Annotated in this window: 12 protein-coding genes; 3 read left to right on the forward strand and 9 right to left on the reverse strand. The window is 58.9% G+C overall.

Going from position 1 to position 18,632, the window contains the following annotated elements:
• Positions 1-129: 129 nt before the first annotated feature.
• The 8 genes from CRI94_RS12195 to CRI94_RS12235 all read right to left on the reverse strand — a co-directional run bounded on the left by CRI94_RS12195 (position 130) and on the right by CRI94_RS12235 (position 15,378).
• Positions 130-861: a class I SAM-dependent methyltransferase gene (locus CRI94_RS12195; RefSeq protein ID WP_098076119.1), complete on the reverse strand. Its 732-nt coding sequence runs from the start codon at positions 859-861 to the stop codon at positions 130-132.
• 69 nt (positions 862-930) lie between these two features.
• The gene (locus tag CRI94_RS12200) at positions 931-2,172 is read right to left on the reverse strand and encodes a 4-hydroxy-3-methylbut-2-enyl diphosphate reductase (RefSeq protein WP_098076122.1); all 1,242 of its coding nucleotides are present in this window, start codon (positions 2,170-2,172) and stop codon (positions 931-933) included.
• 384 nt (positions 2,173-2,556) lie between these two features.
• Complete coding sequence (tgt, locus tag CRI94_RS12210) at positions 2,557-3,687, reverse strand: tRNA guanosine(34) transglycosylase Tgt (protein ID WP_098076126.1); 1,131 nt, start codon at positions 3,685-3,687, stop codon at positions 2,557-2,559.
• A gap of 256 nt (positions 3,688-3,943) precedes the next feature.
• Positions 3,944-4,462: a hypothetical protein gene (locus CRI94_RS12215; RefSeq protein WP_098076128.1), complete on the reverse strand. Its 519-nt coding sequence runs from the start codon at positions 4,460-4,462 to the stop codon at positions 3,944-3,946.
• A gap of 321 nt (positions 4,463-4,783) precedes the next feature.
• Positions 4,784-6,157: an AI-2E family transporter gene (locus tag CRI94_RS12220; protein ID WP_245846176.1), complete on the reverse strand. Its 1,374-nt coding sequence runs from the start codon at positions 6,155-6,157 to the stop codon at positions 4,784-4,786.
• A 183-nt stretch (positions 6,158-6,340) separates the two neighbouring features.
• On the reverse strand, positions 6,341-11,626 hold the full coding sequence (locus CRI94_RS12225) for a translocation/assembly module TamB domain-containing protein (protein ID WP_098076130.1): 5,286 nt from the start codon (positions 11,624-11,626) through the stop codon (positions 6,341-6,343).
• A gap of 95 nt (positions 11,627-11,721) precedes the next feature.
• On the reverse strand, positions 11,722-14,043 hold the full coding sequence (locus tag CRI94_RS12230) for a BamA/OMP85 family outer membrane protein (RefSeq protein ID WP_245846177.1): 2,322 nt from the start codon (positions 14,041-14,043) through the stop codon (positions 11,722-11,724).
• 60 nt (positions 14,044-14,103) lie between these two features.
• Complete coding sequence (locus CRI94_RS12235) at positions 14,104-15,378, reverse strand: YihY/virulence factor BrkB family protein (RefSeq protein WP_098076132.1); 1,275 nt, start codon at positions 15,376-15,378, stop codon at positions 14,104-14,106.
• A gap of 485 nt (positions 15,379-15,863) precedes the next feature.
• On the opposite strand from CRI94_RS12235, the gene CRI94_RS12240 reads away from it, so the two are divergent.
• A complete protein-coding gene (locus tag CRI94_RS12240) occupies positions 15,864-16,205 on the forward strand; it encodes an SPOR domain-containing protein (RefSeq protein WP_179862281.1) in 342 nt (113 codons plus the stop codon).
• A 261-nt stretch (positions 16,206-16,466) separates the two neighbouring features.
• Entirely contained in the window at positions 16,467-17,351 is an 885-nt protein-coding gene (locus tag CRI94_RS12245) for a carbon-nitrogen hydrolase family protein (protein WP_098076136.1), read from the forward strand.
• A 163-nt stretch (positions 17,352-17,514) separates the two neighbouring features.
• Here CRI94_RS12245 and CRI94_RS12250 read toward each other — a convergent pair whose 3' ends face one another.
• Positions 17,515-17,988, reverse strand: coding sequence for a hypothetical protein (locus CRI94_RS12250; protein ID WP_245846178.1), 474 nt, complete (start codon positions 17,986-17,988; stop codon positions 17,515-17,517).
• A gap of 402 nt (positions 17,989-18,390) precedes the next feature.
• Here CRI94_RS12250 and CRI94_RS12255 point away from each other — a divergent pair, with 402 nt between their 5' ends.
• The gene (locus CRI94_RS12255) at positions 18,391-18,618 is read left to right on the forward strand and encodes a DUF2905 domain-containing protein (protein WP_218919392.1); all 228 of its coding nucleotides are present in this window, start codon (positions 18,391-18,393) and stop codon (positions 18,616-18,618) included.
• The last annotated feature ends 14 nt before the right edge of the window (positions 18,619-18,632 follow it).

Consider the following 18,632-nt stretch of genomic DNA (forward strand, 5'->3'; position numbering starts at 1 on the left):
GTTGGTGCGTTTTAGCGTTAGGCGTTGGGACGTTTCGCGTTGATGCGTTTCACGCTGCGACGCTTTGTCGTCCGATTTGTCCCTTGAGTTGCTTGTGGAGCGATGCATCACACGACGCAGGCGAAGGGATTATCTCTTGACGCTGTAGAGGATGGTCCGTGGGCTATTCTCGGTGTGTGCGGACCCGTCGTAGTCGCCGTAGACCTCTTGTAGTTCCAGTCCCGCTCGATTGTACATCGCCTCGAAGTCGTCGCGCGTGAAGAGGCGGACGCTCTCCCGGAATGTTCTCGTCTCGCGTCCCTCCGTAATATCGATACGCTTGTGGACGCGCCCGTCTTCGATCCATCGACGCTGTCGAATAGAGACGTCATTCTGCTCCGAACGGTCTTCCTCGACGAGCGTCTCGCGGACGTACGGCGGGTTGAGGAAGTCCTGGATGAGGAAGCCTCCGGGACGAAGTGACGTCGTCATGGCACGGATGGCCCGTTCGCTTTCGTCGTCCTGCTCGAAGTAGCCGAACGTCGTGAATAGATTGACGACACCATCCATACAGGCGTCACAGAATGGTTCTCGCATATCCTGGACATCGAAATGGACCTTGAGGTCCAGATCTCGTGCGGACGATCGGGCGTCTTCGATCGACGCCTTGGAGAGGTCAATTCCTGTTGCGTTGTAGCCGCGTCGCGCGAGTTCGAGCGTATGGCGACCTCGCCCGCAGCCTACGTCTAGAATCCGGGCTTCGTCCTCGGGATCTGCACACGATTCGACAAGGTCGATTGCCGTGCGTGCTTCGTCGTCGTCGCGATGCTGGTATACGAGTTCGTACGCCTCGCTACCAAACCAGGTATCGTACCACGCCATACGAATCGGAGAGTCGATGCGGTGATCTTCCGGGGGAAATGGGTCGGGAAGAGCGATGTCGCTTCCGCTCTATTCCTCTTCCTGTGCCGTCTCGAACGGCTCGAGGGCTTCCTCCACGGATCGCGCGTCGGGGAACCAGGCGACGACCTTGCGAATGACCTCATCGAGCAGTGCATCGGGGCACGACGCGCCGGACGTGAGAACGATATCGACCGGGGTGTCGTCGGTCGGGAACCAGTTCTCCGTGGTCGTCACGTCCTGGCGGTGAAGATCGAAATGCTTGATTTCCGCTGGCGAGTCGAACTCGGAGGCGCTTCGAATGAAGTATGTCGGCATCTTCTCTTCGCAGAGCTCCACGAGATGGCTCGTGTTCGACGAGTTGTATCCACCGACGACGATGCCGACATCGCCGCCATCGTCGATTAGACTGAGCGTCGCATCCTGATTTTCGTTGGTGGCGTAGCAGAGCGTGTCGCTTGTATCCGCGAAATGCTCCTTTACGTTGTCGACGCCATAGCGATCGATGACCGCCTCGCGGAGCAGATTCGCGATCGCCTTCGTCTCTGTGGCCAGCATCGTCGTCTGGTTCACGACGCCGAGGCGTTCAAGATCGGTCTCCGGATCGAAGCCTTCGCTATACTTGTCGTCGAAGTGCTTGTAGAAGAACTCAGCATCCTCGTCTCCTCGAATGACCTTCGCGAGGTCTTCCGCCTCTTCCATGTTGCGCACCACGACGACCGGTCCCTGCTCTTTCGCGTGGGAGAAGGTCGCTCGCGTTTCTTCGTGGTACCGCTTGCCGTGGACGACGATCGAGTACTCGTCGCCTCCAATCTGCTTACTCTTACGCCAGACCTTCTCGACGAACGGACAGGTCGTATCGTACGTCTCCGTGTCTACGCCAAGGTCGGCCAGCGTCTGCTCGACTTCCAGCGTTGTCCCGAAGGCGGGGATGATGACCACGTCGTCCTCGTTCAACTCGTCGAACGGGATCAGCTGTTCTCCACTCGTGGTGCGGAGAAATTTGACACCGCGCTCCTGAAGGTCGGTGTTGACATGCGGGTTGTGAATCATCTCCGACAGGAGAAAGACCCGCTTGTCGGGGTTCTCGTCGAGGGCCCGATAGGCGATTTCGATTGCGTTCTCGACACCGTAACAAAAGCCAAAGTGCCGTGCGATCTTAAATCGCACGGGACCGAAGTCGATGACGGACGGCGACAGATCTTTCTTCCGCGGGTCGAGCGTCTTCCGCGCGTCCTTGACCGTCGAAATGATGGGACTCCGGTAGAAAACCGGGACATCAAACTGTTTCATGGAAGCAAGTGAGGTCGGGTCTGGAAGGGCAGGTCAGCGCCGTGATTACGTCTCACGTGAGGTGCCGTGGATGTACGGAAGCGGCCCGTTCGAGTTCGCGGCGAGGGCTGGAGAAAGGGGGAAAGGGGAGAAAGGGGGAAAGGGGAGAAAGGGGGAAAGGGGAGAAAGGGGGAAAGGGGAGAAAGGGGGAAAGGGGGAAGGGGAGAATGGGAGGCGGACGTCGTGGTCGATCGGTCCCGCCGGATACCGAGTCTAAATTCTGAACCCCTGCTCAGCCCTTAGCACTCAGTCCTTAGCACTTCGCCCTTCGCCTTTATCATTTCGCCTTTCGTATTTCGCACTTAGCACTTAGCCCTTCGCCTTTCGCCCTTAGCATTGCCATTTCTACCAGCGATGCGTGATCTGGGGGATGATATCATCTTTCCACGATTTGAAGTCGCCGCTTGCGATTTTCTCGCGCGCGGTCTTCATCAGCCAGAGGTAAAACGCCAGATTCTGGATGGAGGCGAGCTGGAGACCGAGGATCTCGCCGGTCTTCTGTAGGTGGCGCAGGTACGACTTGGTGAAATTCTGCGACACCGGGTTTTCTAGTCCCGGATCAATCGGCGTGTGATCCTGGGTGAACTGCGCATTCTTGATATTAATCCGGCCCTGCGTGGTGAAGATGGTCCCGTTCCGCGCGTTGCGCGTCGGCATCACACAGTCGAATGTGTCGATGCCACGGGCGACATTTTCCAGGAGATTCTCCGGGGTCCCGACGCCCATAAGATAGCGCGGTTTGTCCGTCGGCAGTAGCGGCGCGACGACCTCCACCATATCGTACATCTCCTCGTGCGTCTCGCCGACCGAGAGGCCACCGATGGCGTAGCCGGGGAAGTCCATGTCGACGAGCGCACGGGCGGACTCCCGGCGAACCTCGGGATACACGACGCCCTGCACAATGGCGAAGAGGGCCTGCTCGTGGCCGTAGAGCGGGTCGGTGGCGTCGAAGTGCTTTTTGCACCGTTCCGCCCAGCGAAGCGTGAGTTCGTTCGACGTCCGCGCGTACTGCTTCGTGACATCAGCGGCAGGGCATTCGTCGAGCACCATCATAATGTCGGAACCGATGGAGCGCTGGATGTCGATCACCGTCTCGGGCGTAAACAGATGCTTATCGCCGTCAATGTGGTTCTGGAATTCGACGCCCTCCTCGGAAAGAGTCGCGCGGTGACCGAGCGAGAACACCTGAAACCCACCGGAATCGGTCAGGATGGGACCGTCCCAGTTCATGAACTGGTGCAGACCGCCGGCTGTCTCGAGCACGTCGGTGCCCGGGCGGAGGAAGAGGTGATAGGTGTTGCCCAGAATGATGTCGGCATCGATGTCGCGAGAGAGCTCGCGGGGCTCGACCGCTTTGACGGAGCCGAGCGTGCCGACGGGCATGAAGGTCGGTGTTTCGATGACGCCGTGATCTGTCACGATGCGGCCGACCCGAGCATCGGTGGCGGCGTCGGTGTAATCGAGGTGAAACTGCACGTTGCGAGGGGGAGCTGACAGGGGGCACGGACAGAGCGGTACGACGACCGGGACATCCGGTTCGCACGTAGAATTACGTTTTCCGAACGATACGGTCTTGATTGCCCAAACCGTGTCGTCGAAGCGGCTCCGAGTTGAGAAGAGAAGCGTTTCAACGGGATACGTTCAAACGTTCTTCTGCTGGAGGGGGCGTGTCCACCGAATCGAGGCCGTTAGAGACGCCGACGTTTTGAAACCCAAATCGTATAAACGTCCGTTAGCTCGCAGGTGCCGATTCGACCAGAAGTTCGTCTCGCTCGGATACGAGATCGACGAGGGCGCCGGCTTCCGCGTCATCGATTGAAATGGCGAGCGGCCCCTGGGTCGTGCGTACGATTACCACTTCATCGCCCAGTTTGCCGATAAACGGCTTCGTCGCTGCATACCGGCGGTAGTGAAGATGATATTGACGGGCAGAAACGACAGATACATCCTGTATATCATCCACGTCCACCGATGCAGAAACATTTCCTTGCTCGACCGACAGAAGGCCGGCCTCGGTGTCGATAGTCGCTATAACTTCAGGACGCCATCCGATGCCTCCGATGAGGAGGAGGAAAGCGACCGATCCGACCTGGGCGAGCCAGAAGCCGATTTGCCAGGTGCTCGTGTCCGAGCCAGTCATCATCGGCTGAAGCAGAGCCCAGCCGAGGTAGTGGGCGATAAGCACCCCCATGACGAGTGTCGTTAGCGTTAAAATGAATAACGCTTCGCCTCGCAAACGGTCGCCGGTCATGCGGCGAATCCACCGTCCGAGCAGTGAATGGGGTAGGCTGAATGTTCGAGGTGACCGAAAGGTGCGCGTCAAAGCGACAGGTTCGGTTGGTACAACGGGGGCATGAGAATAAACACGCGAGAGTTGCCGCGTGTGAGGTAGACTAACGTACAAAGCCGCCCGGAAAGCACCAACCCTGAAACAAAAAAACTTCGATTTCCGGCTGTACTTACGCTAATAAGTTCGAAAGTCTTCACGGAAACCCACGTGGTGCTACCGAGAAGCACCGAGGATCGGGTAGAGGCTTAGGGTTGATTTCAGATTGCACGAGATGGGCCCAGTCTAGATGAGCGGTTTAGAGCCCTGCCCCTTTGCCTCATCCGGCGTGCCGTAGTCGCTGAGTTCCAGTGTCAGCTCTTCTCGGTAGGCGCGGTAGGCGGTCGTCAGAATTGCAGTTGCGGGAACGGCGATAAGCAAGCCAAAGATGCCGAGGAACGATCCGAAAACGAGAAGCGAAAAGAGAACCAGAACGGGGTGGAGCCCGACCTGATAACTCATGATGTTAGGGGTTAAGAGACTTTGCTCAAGCAGTCCCTGTCCGAGCAACACGGCAACGAGAATTAGGGCTTTGATCCAACCGCCAAAGATGAGGGCGATGACGCCTCCGATGATCATCGTGGCGATGGCGCCAAGATTCGGGATGAAGTTCAGCACGCCCGCCATGAGCCCGATCAGGAGCCAGAACGGAATGTCGAAGATGTACAGAAAGACGGATACGTTGAACGCTGCGATGGCACTAATCACGAGCTGCCCGCGGAGGTAGCGCCCAACGATACTACCGGCCTCAACGAGGTAGTCCCTGCGACCGCTCGCTGTGGGAAACAGGCCAATGATCGCGTCACGAATCGAGGGATAATCCTTCAGGGTGTAGAAAAACAGAACCGGCACGAGCGCCAGGACGGTCACGAAGCTGAGAAGCGATCCCAGGCTGCGAGCGAGACGCTGTGCCGCCTCCGGAAGCTGGCGCGCCTGCTCCTGAATGAACTGTTGCGCCTGGCCAATCGCTTCCTGTTTTTCGATCACGCCCGCTTGCTCAAGGGAGTCGAGCACGGTTGACGAGGCGAGCCACGCACGGAGCGAGTCGACGCCGCCGACGACGCGGTCGGAGAATGCTTCGATCTGGTTGGCGATGTTCGGCGCGAGTAAGAGCACAAATAGAACGACAACCCCGACCGCAATCATTGCAGCGATCAGCGATGACAGCCATCGGGGCACTCGGTACGAGTCGCGAAGCACCGTTACCGCCGGGTTCAAGAGGTAGGCCATGAGGTAGACGCCGACGAACATCACCAGGATGCCAGCGACCTGGTTCATGGTCCATAGGAGAACCAGCATCCCACCGGAGAACAGCAGAGCCCTCACGGTTTGGTGCCTTCGGAGGGGCCAGAGCATAATCAGTCCGGCAACCGAGACAAGAAGCGGATTCAGAAAGCTCCCATCTTGGGAGGGAACCTCCATCTCGTAGAGCAAGACGAGAAACAGCACCACGCCGCCCGCGATGAGAACCGTTTCGAATGCCGTCATTCGATCGAACCACGGTTCGTCACCGGGGCCTTCTGCATTCGGAGCCGTCGTTTGCTTTCCTCCGTTCGCAGCATGCGCACGGTCCTGCGCCTCTTCTCCAGATGTATCCGGGTCGCTTTCAGGGGAAGCCATAGAGGACGAGCGCGGGGAAGACATGAGCTAACGAGATTTGAAAAGCGGTTCGTTGAGGCGCGTCGGTGCCAGTTGGTAGTCCCTGTATATGCGCTACCGTGTCACTTGAAAAGACCGATAAAGCACGATTCGCCTTATCTGTCTTTTACGAAAGAAAAAGAAGAGATGCAGGGGCTAGCCGGTCTAATATGCGTATTCGAACAGGACGTTGAACCGGAGCGATTGTTGTCGGCTCTGAGCACGAAGGAGGAGGTTGTCCGTCAGTTCGTACTCGAGCGTCAGGTCTGGGGCGAGGCTGGATGTGTTTTGGCCTTGATTCTGGTCGACGGTCACCGGTTGTTCGATGGCGACGTAGAACCGGGGCGTTACGTAGCGTCCGAGAACGAAGTAGGATCCGCCGCTCGGCTGGTACTGGATACGCACGACATCGAGGCCCACATTGCTCGTGGCGAAGTTCTCTGCCAGGCTTGTCAATTGACCGATCGCGAGGTTCTCCGCAAAGTCCCCGGTGCTTCCACCGCCGCCTCCGAAAAGTTGATCGGCCGGCTGCCCGGTCGCAAGATAGGCCAGGATGTTACGCGTGTCCATCTGCGGCTGCGAGCTGAGCCTCAGATCCAGGTCTTCCGGCCGTCCCTGCGCAGAGAGCGTAATCTGGACTTCGGTGCTGTTCGTCGCGCGGGATTTCTTTTCATAGACGGCGGTAAAGTCCAGGTACGGTTCGGCGGGATCGCCGTTGAAGGTCAGGACGCCTTCCTGAATCTGAAACTCCTGCCCGAATTGTCGCACGGTGCTCCGCTCGGGGACGACATCGATCGATCCGAAGACGCGTGCATCCTCGAATGGCTCTTTCTGCAGGTCGAGCGTCCCGGTGAACTGGATGTTAAGCTCGGGGTTGGCACGCGAGCGGAGCCAGGTGTCGCGACGGATCGAAACGTTGAGATCCATCGCCATCGCTGCGTAGGTGTCGATGGTTGTTGTGTCCGCCTGGCTGAGTCGCACGCCGAAGCGTCGTTCGAGGAGGCGCTGATCGTCTTCGTTCAACTGTACCGTGGCCAGGTCCGCCGTTTCCGCCGCCGATAGCGTCTCCGAGTAGTAGATATCGCCCTGGATTACCGTGACGCGCCCGTTGACCACGGGGGAGTCCGTCGTTCCCGTAACATCAAGATTGCCATCGATGCGAACCTCATTGAAGGCCCGCGTGTCAATCGCCGTAAAGTCGTTCGCCGTGACGTCGAGGTCGTATTGCCCCAGCGTAAGGTCGGTAAGGTTGATCCGTCCCGTGGCTTCCATTCGGCCGCCACTATCGTCGGAGACGGAGGCGCTCTCGAGGACGATGTCTTCCCCTTCGAAATTCAGTTGAGCAGATGCGTCTCGGTATCGGAGGTCCAGGTCCGTCACGCTGATACGACCGTCATTTAGCGAGGCCGACCCCGTCAGTTCTGGCGTCGCGACGGTGCCGTCGACTCCCAGATCTGCGGTCAGTGTGCCGCTCGGGTCCGTCACGAGAGCGGGGTCGAGGAACGGATCGATCCAGTCGATCGGAAAGTCGGTAGCGGAGAAGGCCAGGTCCACGTCGTCATCACTGATGTCGACCGGATCGGTTGAGTCGAGCCGCAAATCGACGGGGAGATGCCCGTTGGCTGTGAATTCCTCTCCGCTCGTGTGTGTCAGCGTGGCATCGGTTTCGATGCGGAGGCTATCATACGAGAGCGACATTACGAGGTCGCCTACATCTTCGCCGCCTGAGTTCAGGGCCATGTCGAGGTTGCCATCCAGGACGGGTGCGGTGGCGGGCCCGCTGAGGCTCACCGTGCCGTTCAATGTGCCGCCCAGACCGGTATACCCGGCAAGGTCAGCGATCGACGCGACGTCGAAGCGCTCAATGGTCGCCACGAGACTCTGCGTTCCGTTGGGATCGATGCGACCGTCCGCGGCGATCTGCTGGTTGTCGCTGAAAAGCAAGAGTCCATTCACTCGGTACGCGTCCCCATACGTGATCGACGCTTCCTGGAGCAACTGCCACTTGCTTTCGCCGAGCGTCGCGTTAAACTCATTCAGTTGCAGGCGCTGAGGCTCGGAGAACGGGTCGAGCGTCGCATCAATCGACAGATTACGTTCATTGTCGATCTTGGCTTGAAGCTCAACGTCAGCGAACGACGAATCGTAGTCCACTCGGAGCTGCGTTCGTTCGACACGGAAAGCAGAGACCGAGAAAAAGTCGACCTGTCCGGCAAGCTCGAAGTTATCGACTGCGGTTGTGTCGCCCTGTGCGCCGGCGGCTCGAAACTCCGCGTTCGCGATGCGAATGTCGTCGTAGACGAGACTTTCGAGTCGGGCTTCGACGTTTGCCTGTAATGCCCCCGGTGCGCCGTAGATGCGACCGTCGATCTCCGCGGACTGCGCATCCAGTCGCTCCGAGCCCATGATCCGACGCAGGGGAGACAGGTTTTGAAACTGGGCCGTGAAGCGGAAATCGGAGCGTGCGCCGACCGTGTCGACGAATGCGACGGTTCCTCCGCCGTTTGCGTCGAATGCGTTGGACCGCGCGAGGAGGGTGTCGACGCGCAGTCGTCCATCGCGAAGGGCCCCGCGTACATCGAGCGTTCTTACGTTTAGGTCCGCGGCTCGAACTCCTCGGGCGGCGAGGTCGGTTTCGGCTCGGAGGTCGCTGAGCGAGGTCCCGGCTCCGTCGAATGTCAGGCGGAGGGACTCAAGCGAGGCTTCCAGGCTATCGGTTCCGGCGAGCGCAGCGAGGTTGAGAGTCTCGGCGCGTACGTTCAGGTCGAGCGCCGTGCTATCGGTCGCAGCGTCGCTCTGGACTTCATCCCGGGTCGTGCCGTCGAATGCAAGTCGTCCGTCAGCCTGGAGCGATCCGCCCGCAAGCTGCGACTGTACTTGGAGTTGAGCACGCCCGGAATCGGCGTCAACGGACAGGTCAAGGGTCTGAACGTCGGCGTTGTTGACGTAGGACGAGGCGATCTGAAGGTTGAGTTGGCCAGCCACTTCTTCCAGAGCTGTACCGCGTACCTGTCCGGAGAGATCGCCATTTAGGCCGGTGCGCAGACCGTCGATGCCGGCGAGGGCCCCCACGTCGAGGCCCTGAATCCTCCCGTCGGTGATGACGATTTCTGGCTCGTCGGCAAAGGGACGGAGCGTGAGACCGAGGTTGGTTGTCCCTTCCGGCAACGTCAGGGACGCTGCGACATTTGCGACGCCGTTTTCCATCGTGGTGTTGATGCGGGCCTCGGAAACCTCCGCTCGGTTGATCTGCGACGTGTCGATTCTCACATCCGCAGATGCCTGGAGCCGTTGCGGTTCCGTCCCGCGAAGCGATCCCTCAAACGTACCGTTGAGGTCAGATGAGTATCCGCTGTCAGCCATCCACTCGCCGATGTCGATCGCCTCGAACCGGCCTTCATCGATGCCGAGTGTGATCGTGTCGTCGAAAGGTCGCCCACTGGCTGTGAGGGAGATTCGCCCCTCGTTCAGGCTTGTGGCGAGATTCGCGGACAGGCGTCCGTTTTCCACCCCGACGCGACTTGATAGCGAGTCGATCCGGATCGTGCCGTAGTGAGACTCTTCGACAGTGAGTCGACCGTCGAGGCGCATTTCCGTCGGATCGAAGCCGCGCCCATTGGCCGTCATGCTCACATGGAATCGGCTATCGGTCGTGTCTGCCATAAGCGCAGCCACGTTGAGGTTTTTCACGCGAGCCGTGTCGATGCGAAAGCGTTCCGATCCATCGAGATAGGCTTTCCCCGATACCTGCACGGAGCCATCGGCGGTCTGCAGGCCCACCCGGCCGGCAACAGAATCCGGCGATAGACTTAGACGGGCGTTGCCGCTCGATAGGGTGAGGTCACGCAGGCGGGAGCGCTCGAGCGATAGGTCGACGGCGGCCTGCAGGTCATAGGTGCTGAAACCAGATCCGTCAATGTCGATCTTGCCGTTCACGTCTGTGGGGAAATCTTGGACCCCAAAGCGTGTCGCATCCAGGTTGGTTAGCTGTGCAGAAAGGCGATAGGTGGGCGTCTCTCTGAATAATTCGGCCCGGCCCGACCCGTCCAGTCCGGTTTCATTTACGGTCCCGCGGACATCGAAATTCGTCGTTCCGTCGCGAAGCATTGCATCGACAGCGAACGAGTCGATTCGGGTTTCTGCCACACGCGTGTTTGCGATGATTAACGATACCGGTCCGGTCAGGCGGTCAACGGCCGGTCCCTCCAGGTCGGCACGGATGCGGGATGTGATGCGGTTGACCGTCGTATCGGGGAGGCCGATGAGACTCGTCGTCAGGCGGTCAATGTCTGCCTGCACATCATAGCGTAAAGCCGACTGCCTCTTCGTTGTGTCCGACGTGGGCGACGTCCGCGGCGTGAATGACGCGTCCACGTCAATAGCGCCTCCGTCTCGAAAGTCGGCGATCAGTTGGGTGTGGAGCAGGTCTCCGCTACCTGAGAGCCGAAGCGCAGCGGTGACTTCTTCGCTCGCATCGAGATTGGCTGCGGGAAGGAGCGGCACGAGGTCGAGGAAAGAGAGCGGCTGGGCGAGGATCTCCAGGTCGACATCTTCCAGCTGGCCGGACGGTCCGGACGGAAGGCGAGCAAACCCGTGTCCTTTTACTTCGCTACGGGAAGACGATAGCGTCAGCGTGTCGAGACGCAGCGCCGTGGGATCCAGCCGAAGCTTTGTCCCAAATGTGACGTCGGACGTGTCACCGGGGACCGTCGCTCGCAGCCCGAGGGTGTCGAGTTCGGCACGCACACCTAGACCGCCGAGTGTGGCATCCGACGTGAGGTGCGGAAGGTCAACGTAGAGATCCCGGACGGCGGCGACACTATCGCGCCCCTCGGCGTAAAATCGGGCGGTTGCTTTGCCACGCGCGAGCGTCGCATCGTCGACCCGGACCACAAAGTCAGAGGTTGTGGTGTCGGTCGAGGTGGGTAAAACGTCGACCCAGTCCCAGGTCGAGTCGGCCGCTTGGCGGAGGGTCACATCCGGTCCAGCCACGCGTGCGTTCGTGACGTGCAGCGTTTTGTTCAGCAGATCGGATAGCCGGTATGACGCACGCACGGTGTCGATACGGGCCATTTCGACGGATTCCCCGGTCGTCGAGTCCGTCCGCGTGAGGCGAACGCCGGTCAGTTCCAGCGAGGTCAACCACGTGCCGTCAACCCGATCGATCGATAGCGTGGTGCCTTCGAGGGGATTAAACGTAGAGGCCAGGTAGCGCGCCGTGGCCGTTGAAATCGGGTTGACCTGCAGGGCAAGCAGGACGCCGAACGCAATGATCGTGATCGTAGCAAAGGTGTACGCCAGGCCGCGCTCAATCCGTCGAGTCCACGTGCGGCGGTTCGTCCCCGATTTCGACGATTGGGGCGCGTCGTGTTCTGCGTTGTGCGCATCATGTTTGGGAGAAGCATCGTTCGACGGTGATCCGTCGGATGCGTCGGAGGGCGGCGTGCTCAAGGGCGCATGGACTGAATACTCAAGATGGCCTGAATGACGACCAAAGATCGTTTAGGGCGGCCTGGTCGCCGGGGCGGCCCCGCTCGCGAATCGTGTCAGAAGGTACGTCCAATCCCGAAGTGAAGTCGGAATCGGCGGATGAAACGTTTGTCCGCGTCAAAAGGAGGCCGTTCGATATTCTGGTTCGGGTCGTCCTGTTCAGATTCGCGAACTTCGGCCCGGTCGCCGACCGATTGTGGTTGCCTCAGGTCCAGACGATCCGGTGTCAGTTTGTACGCGATATCGAGACGAATAAATCCGGCGGGCGTTTTGTATCGCATGCCCGCGCCGGTGCCAACAAGAATTTGCTCGGTATCCGTCGCGATCACGGGCTGTCCTCCTCGGACCGACGCCGGAAAGGTCACGACATCGGTCGCTCCGGGCGGCGGCGTCAGGTCAAGCGAGCCAGCATCGAGTCGCGCGGCGTCAAGAAACACGGCCGTACGAAAGTCATCACTGAGGCCGGGGAAGGGCAGGCGGAGTTCGATATTCGCTCCGACCGTCGTCTTGGCTCCGATCGCTTCGTAGACGTACGTTCCCGTCACGGAGGAGAAGCGGACGACCTTTCCACCGGCGAGATCGGGGGGCCAGCCTCGGACGTCGCTGCTGCCGCCGGCGTAGAAGAGATAATCGGAAAAGCGGTTTTGGTAGGTGAAGTTGTCACCCAGAATCGTTTGTATTTCGTCGGCCGGTCGACCAGACGTGTCCGACGGAATGGTCAGAGCATCCCGGCTGTCCCCAAAGGGCCAGATCCGCCCGCCAAATAGGCGACCGGCGATTTCAACATTGTCCGTTAGCGGAAGGTATCCCGTGATGTCCAGCCCAAGGCGTCCGAATTGAACGTCCGAGCCCAGAATTGTCCCACCGAGTTCTGCCGAGGGACGGATGAGAAAGCCTCGCGTCGGGTTTAGGAAGTCGTCCGTCTTTCCAAAGGTCGCGTTAAGGGAGACGATGCTTTTGTCGAAAAGGTCAGAGTCTCCGACATCGAGTTGTTGATCGGGCTCCGATCCCGGATCCGGGGCCGTGAATTGCTGCGTTCGCGTAAAGGTGTACTGGAAATTGAGGGTCCGGAACGGAAGCATCTCGTAGATCAGGCCGGCATTGAATCCGAACTGACGCTCGTTGAGTCCGAGGAATCGGTCGGACGCAGGAACGAGTTTGTCGCTGAGTCGCTCTTGAAAGAAGGGCTCGAAGGATCCGGAGAGTCGTGTCGTGAAAATGTACGGTTGCCGGAGTGTCGTCGACAGCCGGAAGCGTCGCTGGGGGTCACCAGATGCATTGCCGCCAAACAGGTTGAATGGGTCTTCGACGGGCCAGCCTGTCTCAGCAATGACTCCCACACTCAGATTTCTGGCAGCCCCGTAGAAATTCCGGTGGGTCCATCGGCTCTCTCCGAAGACACCGGGACGACCACCGTATCCGATCTGGCCGGAGAGCGTCCGTAGTTTGGCTTCCCGCACGCGGTACCGGACAGTTACCGTGCTATCCCGCGGCTGGGAGGGAATGTCGGCCAGCGCAACGCGGAAGAGGTTGAGGCCGAAGAGCTCGCGCTGTCCCTGCGTTACTTTCGACGCATTGAAGCGATCGCCTTCTTCGAACGGCAATTCACGTCGGATGATTTTGGGAGCGAGCGACGTCGTCCCATCAATTTCAATCTCACTAAAACGAGCCTCCGGGCCGGGTGAAAGCTCGAACTGAACACTCGCACGATTTGCCGAGGTGTCGATTTCCGTCGACGAATTGACCTCGGCAAAAGCATACCCTTGGTTGCGCAGCCAGGTCGTCGTAGCCTCTTCGATTTGAAGGCGCTTGAACTGAGTGTAGCGGTCACCCGGCTGGAGGATCGCGTTCTTCTTAAAGGAGCGCCACTCGCGGCCGAGACCATCATCAAAGAGCACAGCTGCGGAGTCTCCCTCGGCCGCACGAAACGACGTGTTTGTGACAATGAGCGGTGGACCCTCGTTCACGACGAACCGAATATGGATGGTGTTACTGGACGTGTCGTACTGCGAGGCTGGATAGTCGATACGAGGCGTCAGGAAGCCATTTTGGTTGTAAAACTCCCGGAGTCGGACGACATCCTTCTGCAGCGTGACGGCATCGAACGGGTACTGACCCGGGTCGATGCGAGGGAACCAGTCGAACCATTTCTTCAGGCGATAAAATGTCCCAGGCGCCTGGGTTGCGATTTGCCGTTCAAGCCGGTCGGCGTCGAAGGTTTTTGTGTCGACGAAATTCCAAGAGATCTCGCGGACCGTCGTCTCGTCGTTCACGAGCTGCAGCGAGTTCTGGGCCGCAGCCGGGCTCAGACTCGCCAGCAGACAAAGAAGGAGAGGGGCGATTCGCCGAAGCAACGTATTAGGAATGGAGTCAGCCAATCGACAGGAACAGAGAAGGCGAAGGAAAGCGGGCGGAGAGAGGTGGAACGATAGCGACGCTCAGGCGCTGTCGTCCGGATCACGCGTCGGAGCATCAACCGATTCTTCGACCGGCGTGTTCGCGCCCGTATCGGTCGTTCTTTCGGGCGCCGAGGGGTTACCAGAATGGCCGTGCTGTGGCGTTTGCTGGCCCGCTCCATCACCGGCGTGCGAGTCGGTTTCAGACGAGGGAGAAGTCGCTGATTCCGCTGTCGGCCGTTGTGCTGCGGTGGACGGCGCCGAGTCATCGGGGCCATAAGCGGACGACCCGCGTCCAGTCGGGATCGGGGGCGTCGGAGCCGCCATGTCGCTACGTTCCGCAGGCGATGGAGCCTCCGTGTGTGCCTCCTCGTCTGCCGGCTGCTCTCCGGGAAGCAGTCCTGACGTCACATGTCTGTGCTCGCGGAGGGACGCGATCACGGCGCCGAGCATCAGAACGATCCCGGAAAAGTAAACCCAGAACACGAAGGCGATGATCAGGGCAAAGGTGTTGCCCAGCGCACCGAGCCCCTCGGTCGCATACCGATCGAATTTACCGACGTAGGTGGCGTAGTACGTAAAAATTTGTTTCGCCATCTCCCAGAGCACGCCGGCCATCAGGGCTCCGGAGAGCGCGCTTCGCTTACGTGGCGACGGCTTAGGTACAAAATAGTAAAGCTGAAAAAACATCGCCGTTGTAATGAAAAACGGAACGAACAGTCCGAGTGTCTGGATAACGCGACGCCATCCTTCGCGGACCCAGGGTTGATCGAGGCCAGCGAAGGCAAGCATCTCAAAGCCATCGATCGACTGCGCGAAGACCGACATACCGATCGTTACGACGAACAGAACGCCGACTTGAAGCACCATGCGAACGTCGAAGAGGTACCCGCCGACAATCGTTCGACCTTCATGCCAGTCCTGCTCGAAAGCATTTCCGACGGCGATGCGGAGGGTGATAAATAATGAGACCGCCGATAGAAATAGGCCGACGCCACCGATGCCGACGATTGTGCCACTCGAGACCTGTAGCTGGTGTAAGAAGTTGACAACCTGATGACTCTGGCTCGGTGGCAGAAAGTCGTGAATAAACCGAGCCACAGCAGCAAAGGCGTCGTTGCCGCGGAGGACGCGACCGACCAGACCGGTTGCAAGAATGACGATGGGTACGATCGTCACCAGCACCTTGAAGGCAATCGCCTGTGCCCAGAGGAAAAGGTTCTTTCCCGCAACTTCTGCGTATAGCCCACGGGCGTAGTACAGCCCATGCGCACGCAGGCGTTGAATCGTGGTGGCGGAAAAGGGGCGTTCGCTCATAGAAATCGGCGGGGACAACGTCGAATGCCCGGCGGAAACAGCATTTGGATAGAAGTGGACGGATATGTTGCCAAATTCAAACTACCCGGCGGTCTGAACGATCCGCTTGCGGTGTAAACGCTGGCCCATTCGATCCGAAAATTGCAACAGGCTTTTCTAAACCGTCAAGCCGGTTGACATGATTCTGGATTGCGTTCCGCAGGAATGGTGATTAGGCGATTCTCCGATGGATTCCACCAGTCGTCACGTCCATGTAACGTGATTGGGATGAATGAACATCGACGTGATTGCGTTCGCCCTCAACTGTGTCGTATAATAGGTTTCAGAAATGGCGAACTGCGAATGCGTAACCCGGCTGCCATCTTGTTCCTCCACGCTTTCCGTCTATCACCGTGATTGTACGACGTTTCTATCGGGCGGATGGGATGCGCACCGCGCTGTGTCTATGTCTGCTGCTTGGCGGCATAGCTTGCACTCCGGCACGGGTGTCGGACTCCGAGGAGGAATCTGGCGGTGACGTGACGGAAGCTGAGCCACCCCGACGCACGTATCACGTCCAGGTGCGAACTGTTGAGGAAAAAACAGCAGCCGATCGTACCGTGTCAGACGTTGTGGCCTGGTTCGAGGCGTTACCCGATGCCGATCGACCGGACCCCCTTTCCGGTGTTGGAAACGTGCCGGTGGATGTTCGCTGGAAGGCGCCGTTCTATCGTGTGCGAATCGGTCCGTTTTCGTCCCGCGACGCGGCGACTGCGGTGCTCGACGCCTTGAAATCCGACTTTCCGGATGCTTTCATTGCCCGAGAAGCAGTTGGTTCAAGATATTGACTGCCCGGATAAATGGTGTCTGCATCTGCACTGCGCACGCAAAAATCTTTCGGAAGGTTGGCTGAGGTGCGAAATTTGCGCACCCGTACAATCCTGCTTCACGTGAGCTCATTGCTCGAAATTAGATTGACATAGGGATGAGTCGTGCCGACTGATCCCCGCGTTTTGCCCCGCCTTGCATCGCCGTCTTGCTTCTCGGCATCATACCGTGGAAGCAAGGCACCCACCGTTCGTTTCTTCCCCTGCTCCTGAAACTGCTTTATGGATATAGCACTCGTTCAGCAATACAACCCCAGCGACGCGATGGATGCTTTCCAGCGCGGGCTGATTGCGATCAAGAATGCCGCGAACGCCGGCGCCGATCTCGTCGTCTTTCCCGAGCTGTCTTTCACCAAGTTCTTTCCGCAGTTGCCAGCAAATAAGCGGGACGGCGACGTGCTCGATCTGGCAGAGAAGATTCCGGGACCGACGGTTGAGTCTGTTGCGGAGCAGGCCGCGGAGTATGGTGTTGTCGTGGTTTGCAACCTTTACGAAGTCGATGACGGCAAAGGCTACAACAGCTCTGTTGTGATCGACAGCGACGGTACCGTTCTCGGTGTGTCTCGCATGATGCACATTCCGCAGTACGAGCATTTCTACGAGCAGGACTACTACACGGAGGGGGATACCGGTGCACCGGTGTTCGATACGTCGGTTGGTAAAATCGGCGTGGCGACGTGCTACGACCGCCATTTCCCAGAATACATGCGGGCCCTCGCCCTCGGCGGTGCTGAAGTGGTGTGCATTCCGCAGGCTGGCGCTGCCGGTGAATGGGCCAAAGGCGTGTTCGAAGCCGAGGTGCAGGCAATGTCGTTCCAGAACGGCTACTTCTGCGCGCTTGCCAATCGTGTTGGCCGTGAAGACAATATCTTGTTCGACGGCGCGTCGTTGGTCACAGATCCGCACGGCCGCATCGTGGCGCAGGCGCCAAAAGGTGACCAGTCGCTTCTGATGGCCTCTGCGGACCTCAAGGAATGCGATAAGTCGCCCGCCCGACAGCTCTTCCTCAAGAATCGACGCGAAGAAGACTACACGGGAGGTACCGTGTCGCTTGCCGCTTCGAGCCCCGCTGGTGTACGAGCTCTCGAAGGGTACGGCGACGAGTAATGCTGGCTGTACACGTTCGCTCGTAACCCCTCTGAGCGACTCGTCGCTACGCAAAACGAAAGGCGCTGCACGGAATCACCCGTGCAGCGCCTTCTCTATTTCGGTTCGGGCGAGGCGGGTAATAAACCCGAACGGATCGAGGCCTCGTCAGGTGGGGCCGCCGTTAGAATAGTCGGTTCGCGAACATAAGTACGAGCAGGATGAGCCACATCAGGTGCCCAACACCGGTGCCGATTGCAACGCGCTTTTTGGCGGATGCAAGGATGTCATCGCTTGACGGACCATCGGAAGAGACGGCCGTTACGAGGGTGTCCCAGGCAGGTCGAATGACAAGGAACTGGTCCAGCAACAGAAGGACAATGAGCAGCAGCGAGGAGTGATATGCCGGGCCGTAGACTGAAAACGCTCCACCCAGAATAAACGCGGTGACAGAGAAGACCGCGGTTAGCAGGATGAAAACGTTCATGAGTTTGACGGTGCGTTTACCATCTTCCGCCATGACGCGAGCAGATTCGCCGCTCAGTTCCACGGTCTTGCGCGCCCAGGCGGAAAGTCTGAGCCCGAGGCCGAACCAGCCGGCAGCGGTGATGATATGAAGGATGACGAAGACCCACTTCAGTGTAATCTGTACGGACACGGTGGCTACTCTGAGTCGATGGGAGGGAAATAGTCGAGTCGCGCGCAACCTCTGGGCCGACGCGATGAAGGCATGACACGTGCTCTTGCGCCACCGCCTGTACGGAAGATGACCGTACAGGTTTGTTGGGTCCGGGTCAAGGAGTATCGAAAGTGGCACCATCGGGTTGAAACGGTGTATGAGGGCAGAGATGCTCCCGAATCGATGAGCGCGATGTCTGCATGACTTGCCCGTGATACCTATGAGTCACCGGAAACGGATCAAAGCGTTGGCGCGCAGGTCGGTCAGATGTCGTTGGCGAGGTAATAATACCTGTGCCGGGTCGGTTCGCCCCCATCACGGACGGTTTTGATCGCTCTTACTCGCATACAATACCGAATTGATTACAGCATACGAATTCTCATGTCCTCTGATGTCATCGCTCGCTGGCTGATTTACGGTGGGATTGGCCTCGTCCTTCTTGGTGCCCTCGTCTGGGGGATCGGGCGTTTCATTGACATCGGACATTTGCCCGGAGACGTTTCATTTGAAGGAAAGAATGTAAAAGTCTTCGTGCCGATCACCAGCATGATCATCATCAGTATTGTATTGACGGTTCTCTTAAATCTTATCCTTCGCTGGTGGCAATAGACGCCCCTTCATGT

Source organism: Longibacter salinarum (assembly GCF_002554795.1).
Lineage (GTDB): Bacteria > Bacteroidota > Rhodothermia > Rhodothermales > Salinibacteraceae > Longibacter > Longibacter salinarum.

Bases quoted from the DNA above. Each gene is read 5' to 3' on its own strand.
- CRI94_RS12195 (WP_098076119.1), bottom strand. From the start codon at position 861: ATGGCGTGGTACGATACCTGGTTTGGTAGCGAGGCGTACGAACTCGTA.
- CRI94_RS12200 (WP_098076122.1), bottom strand. From the start codon at position 2,172: ATGAAACAGTTTGATGTCCCGGTTTTCTACCGGAGTCCCATCATTTCG.
- CRI94_RS12215 (WP_098076128.1), bottom strand. From the start codon at position 4,462: ATGACCGGCGACCGTTTGCGAGGCGAAGCGTTATTCATTTTAACGCTA.
- CRI94_RS12220 (WP_245846176.1), bottom strand. From the start codon at position 6,157: ATGGCTTCCCCTGAAAGCGACCCGGATACATCTGGAGAAGAGGCGCAG.
- CRI94_RS12235 (WP_098076132.1), bottom strand. From the start codon at position 15,378: ATGAGCGAACGCCCCTTTTCCGCCACCACGATTCAACGCCTGCGTGCG.
- CRI94_RS12245 (WP_098076136.1), top strand. From the start codon at position 16,467: ATGGATATAGCACTCGTTCAGCAATACAACCCCAGCGACGCGATGGAT.
- CRI94_RS12255 (WP_218919392.1), top strand. From the start codon at position 18,391: ATGTCCTCTGATGTCATCGCTCGCTGGCTGATTTACGGTGGGATTGGC.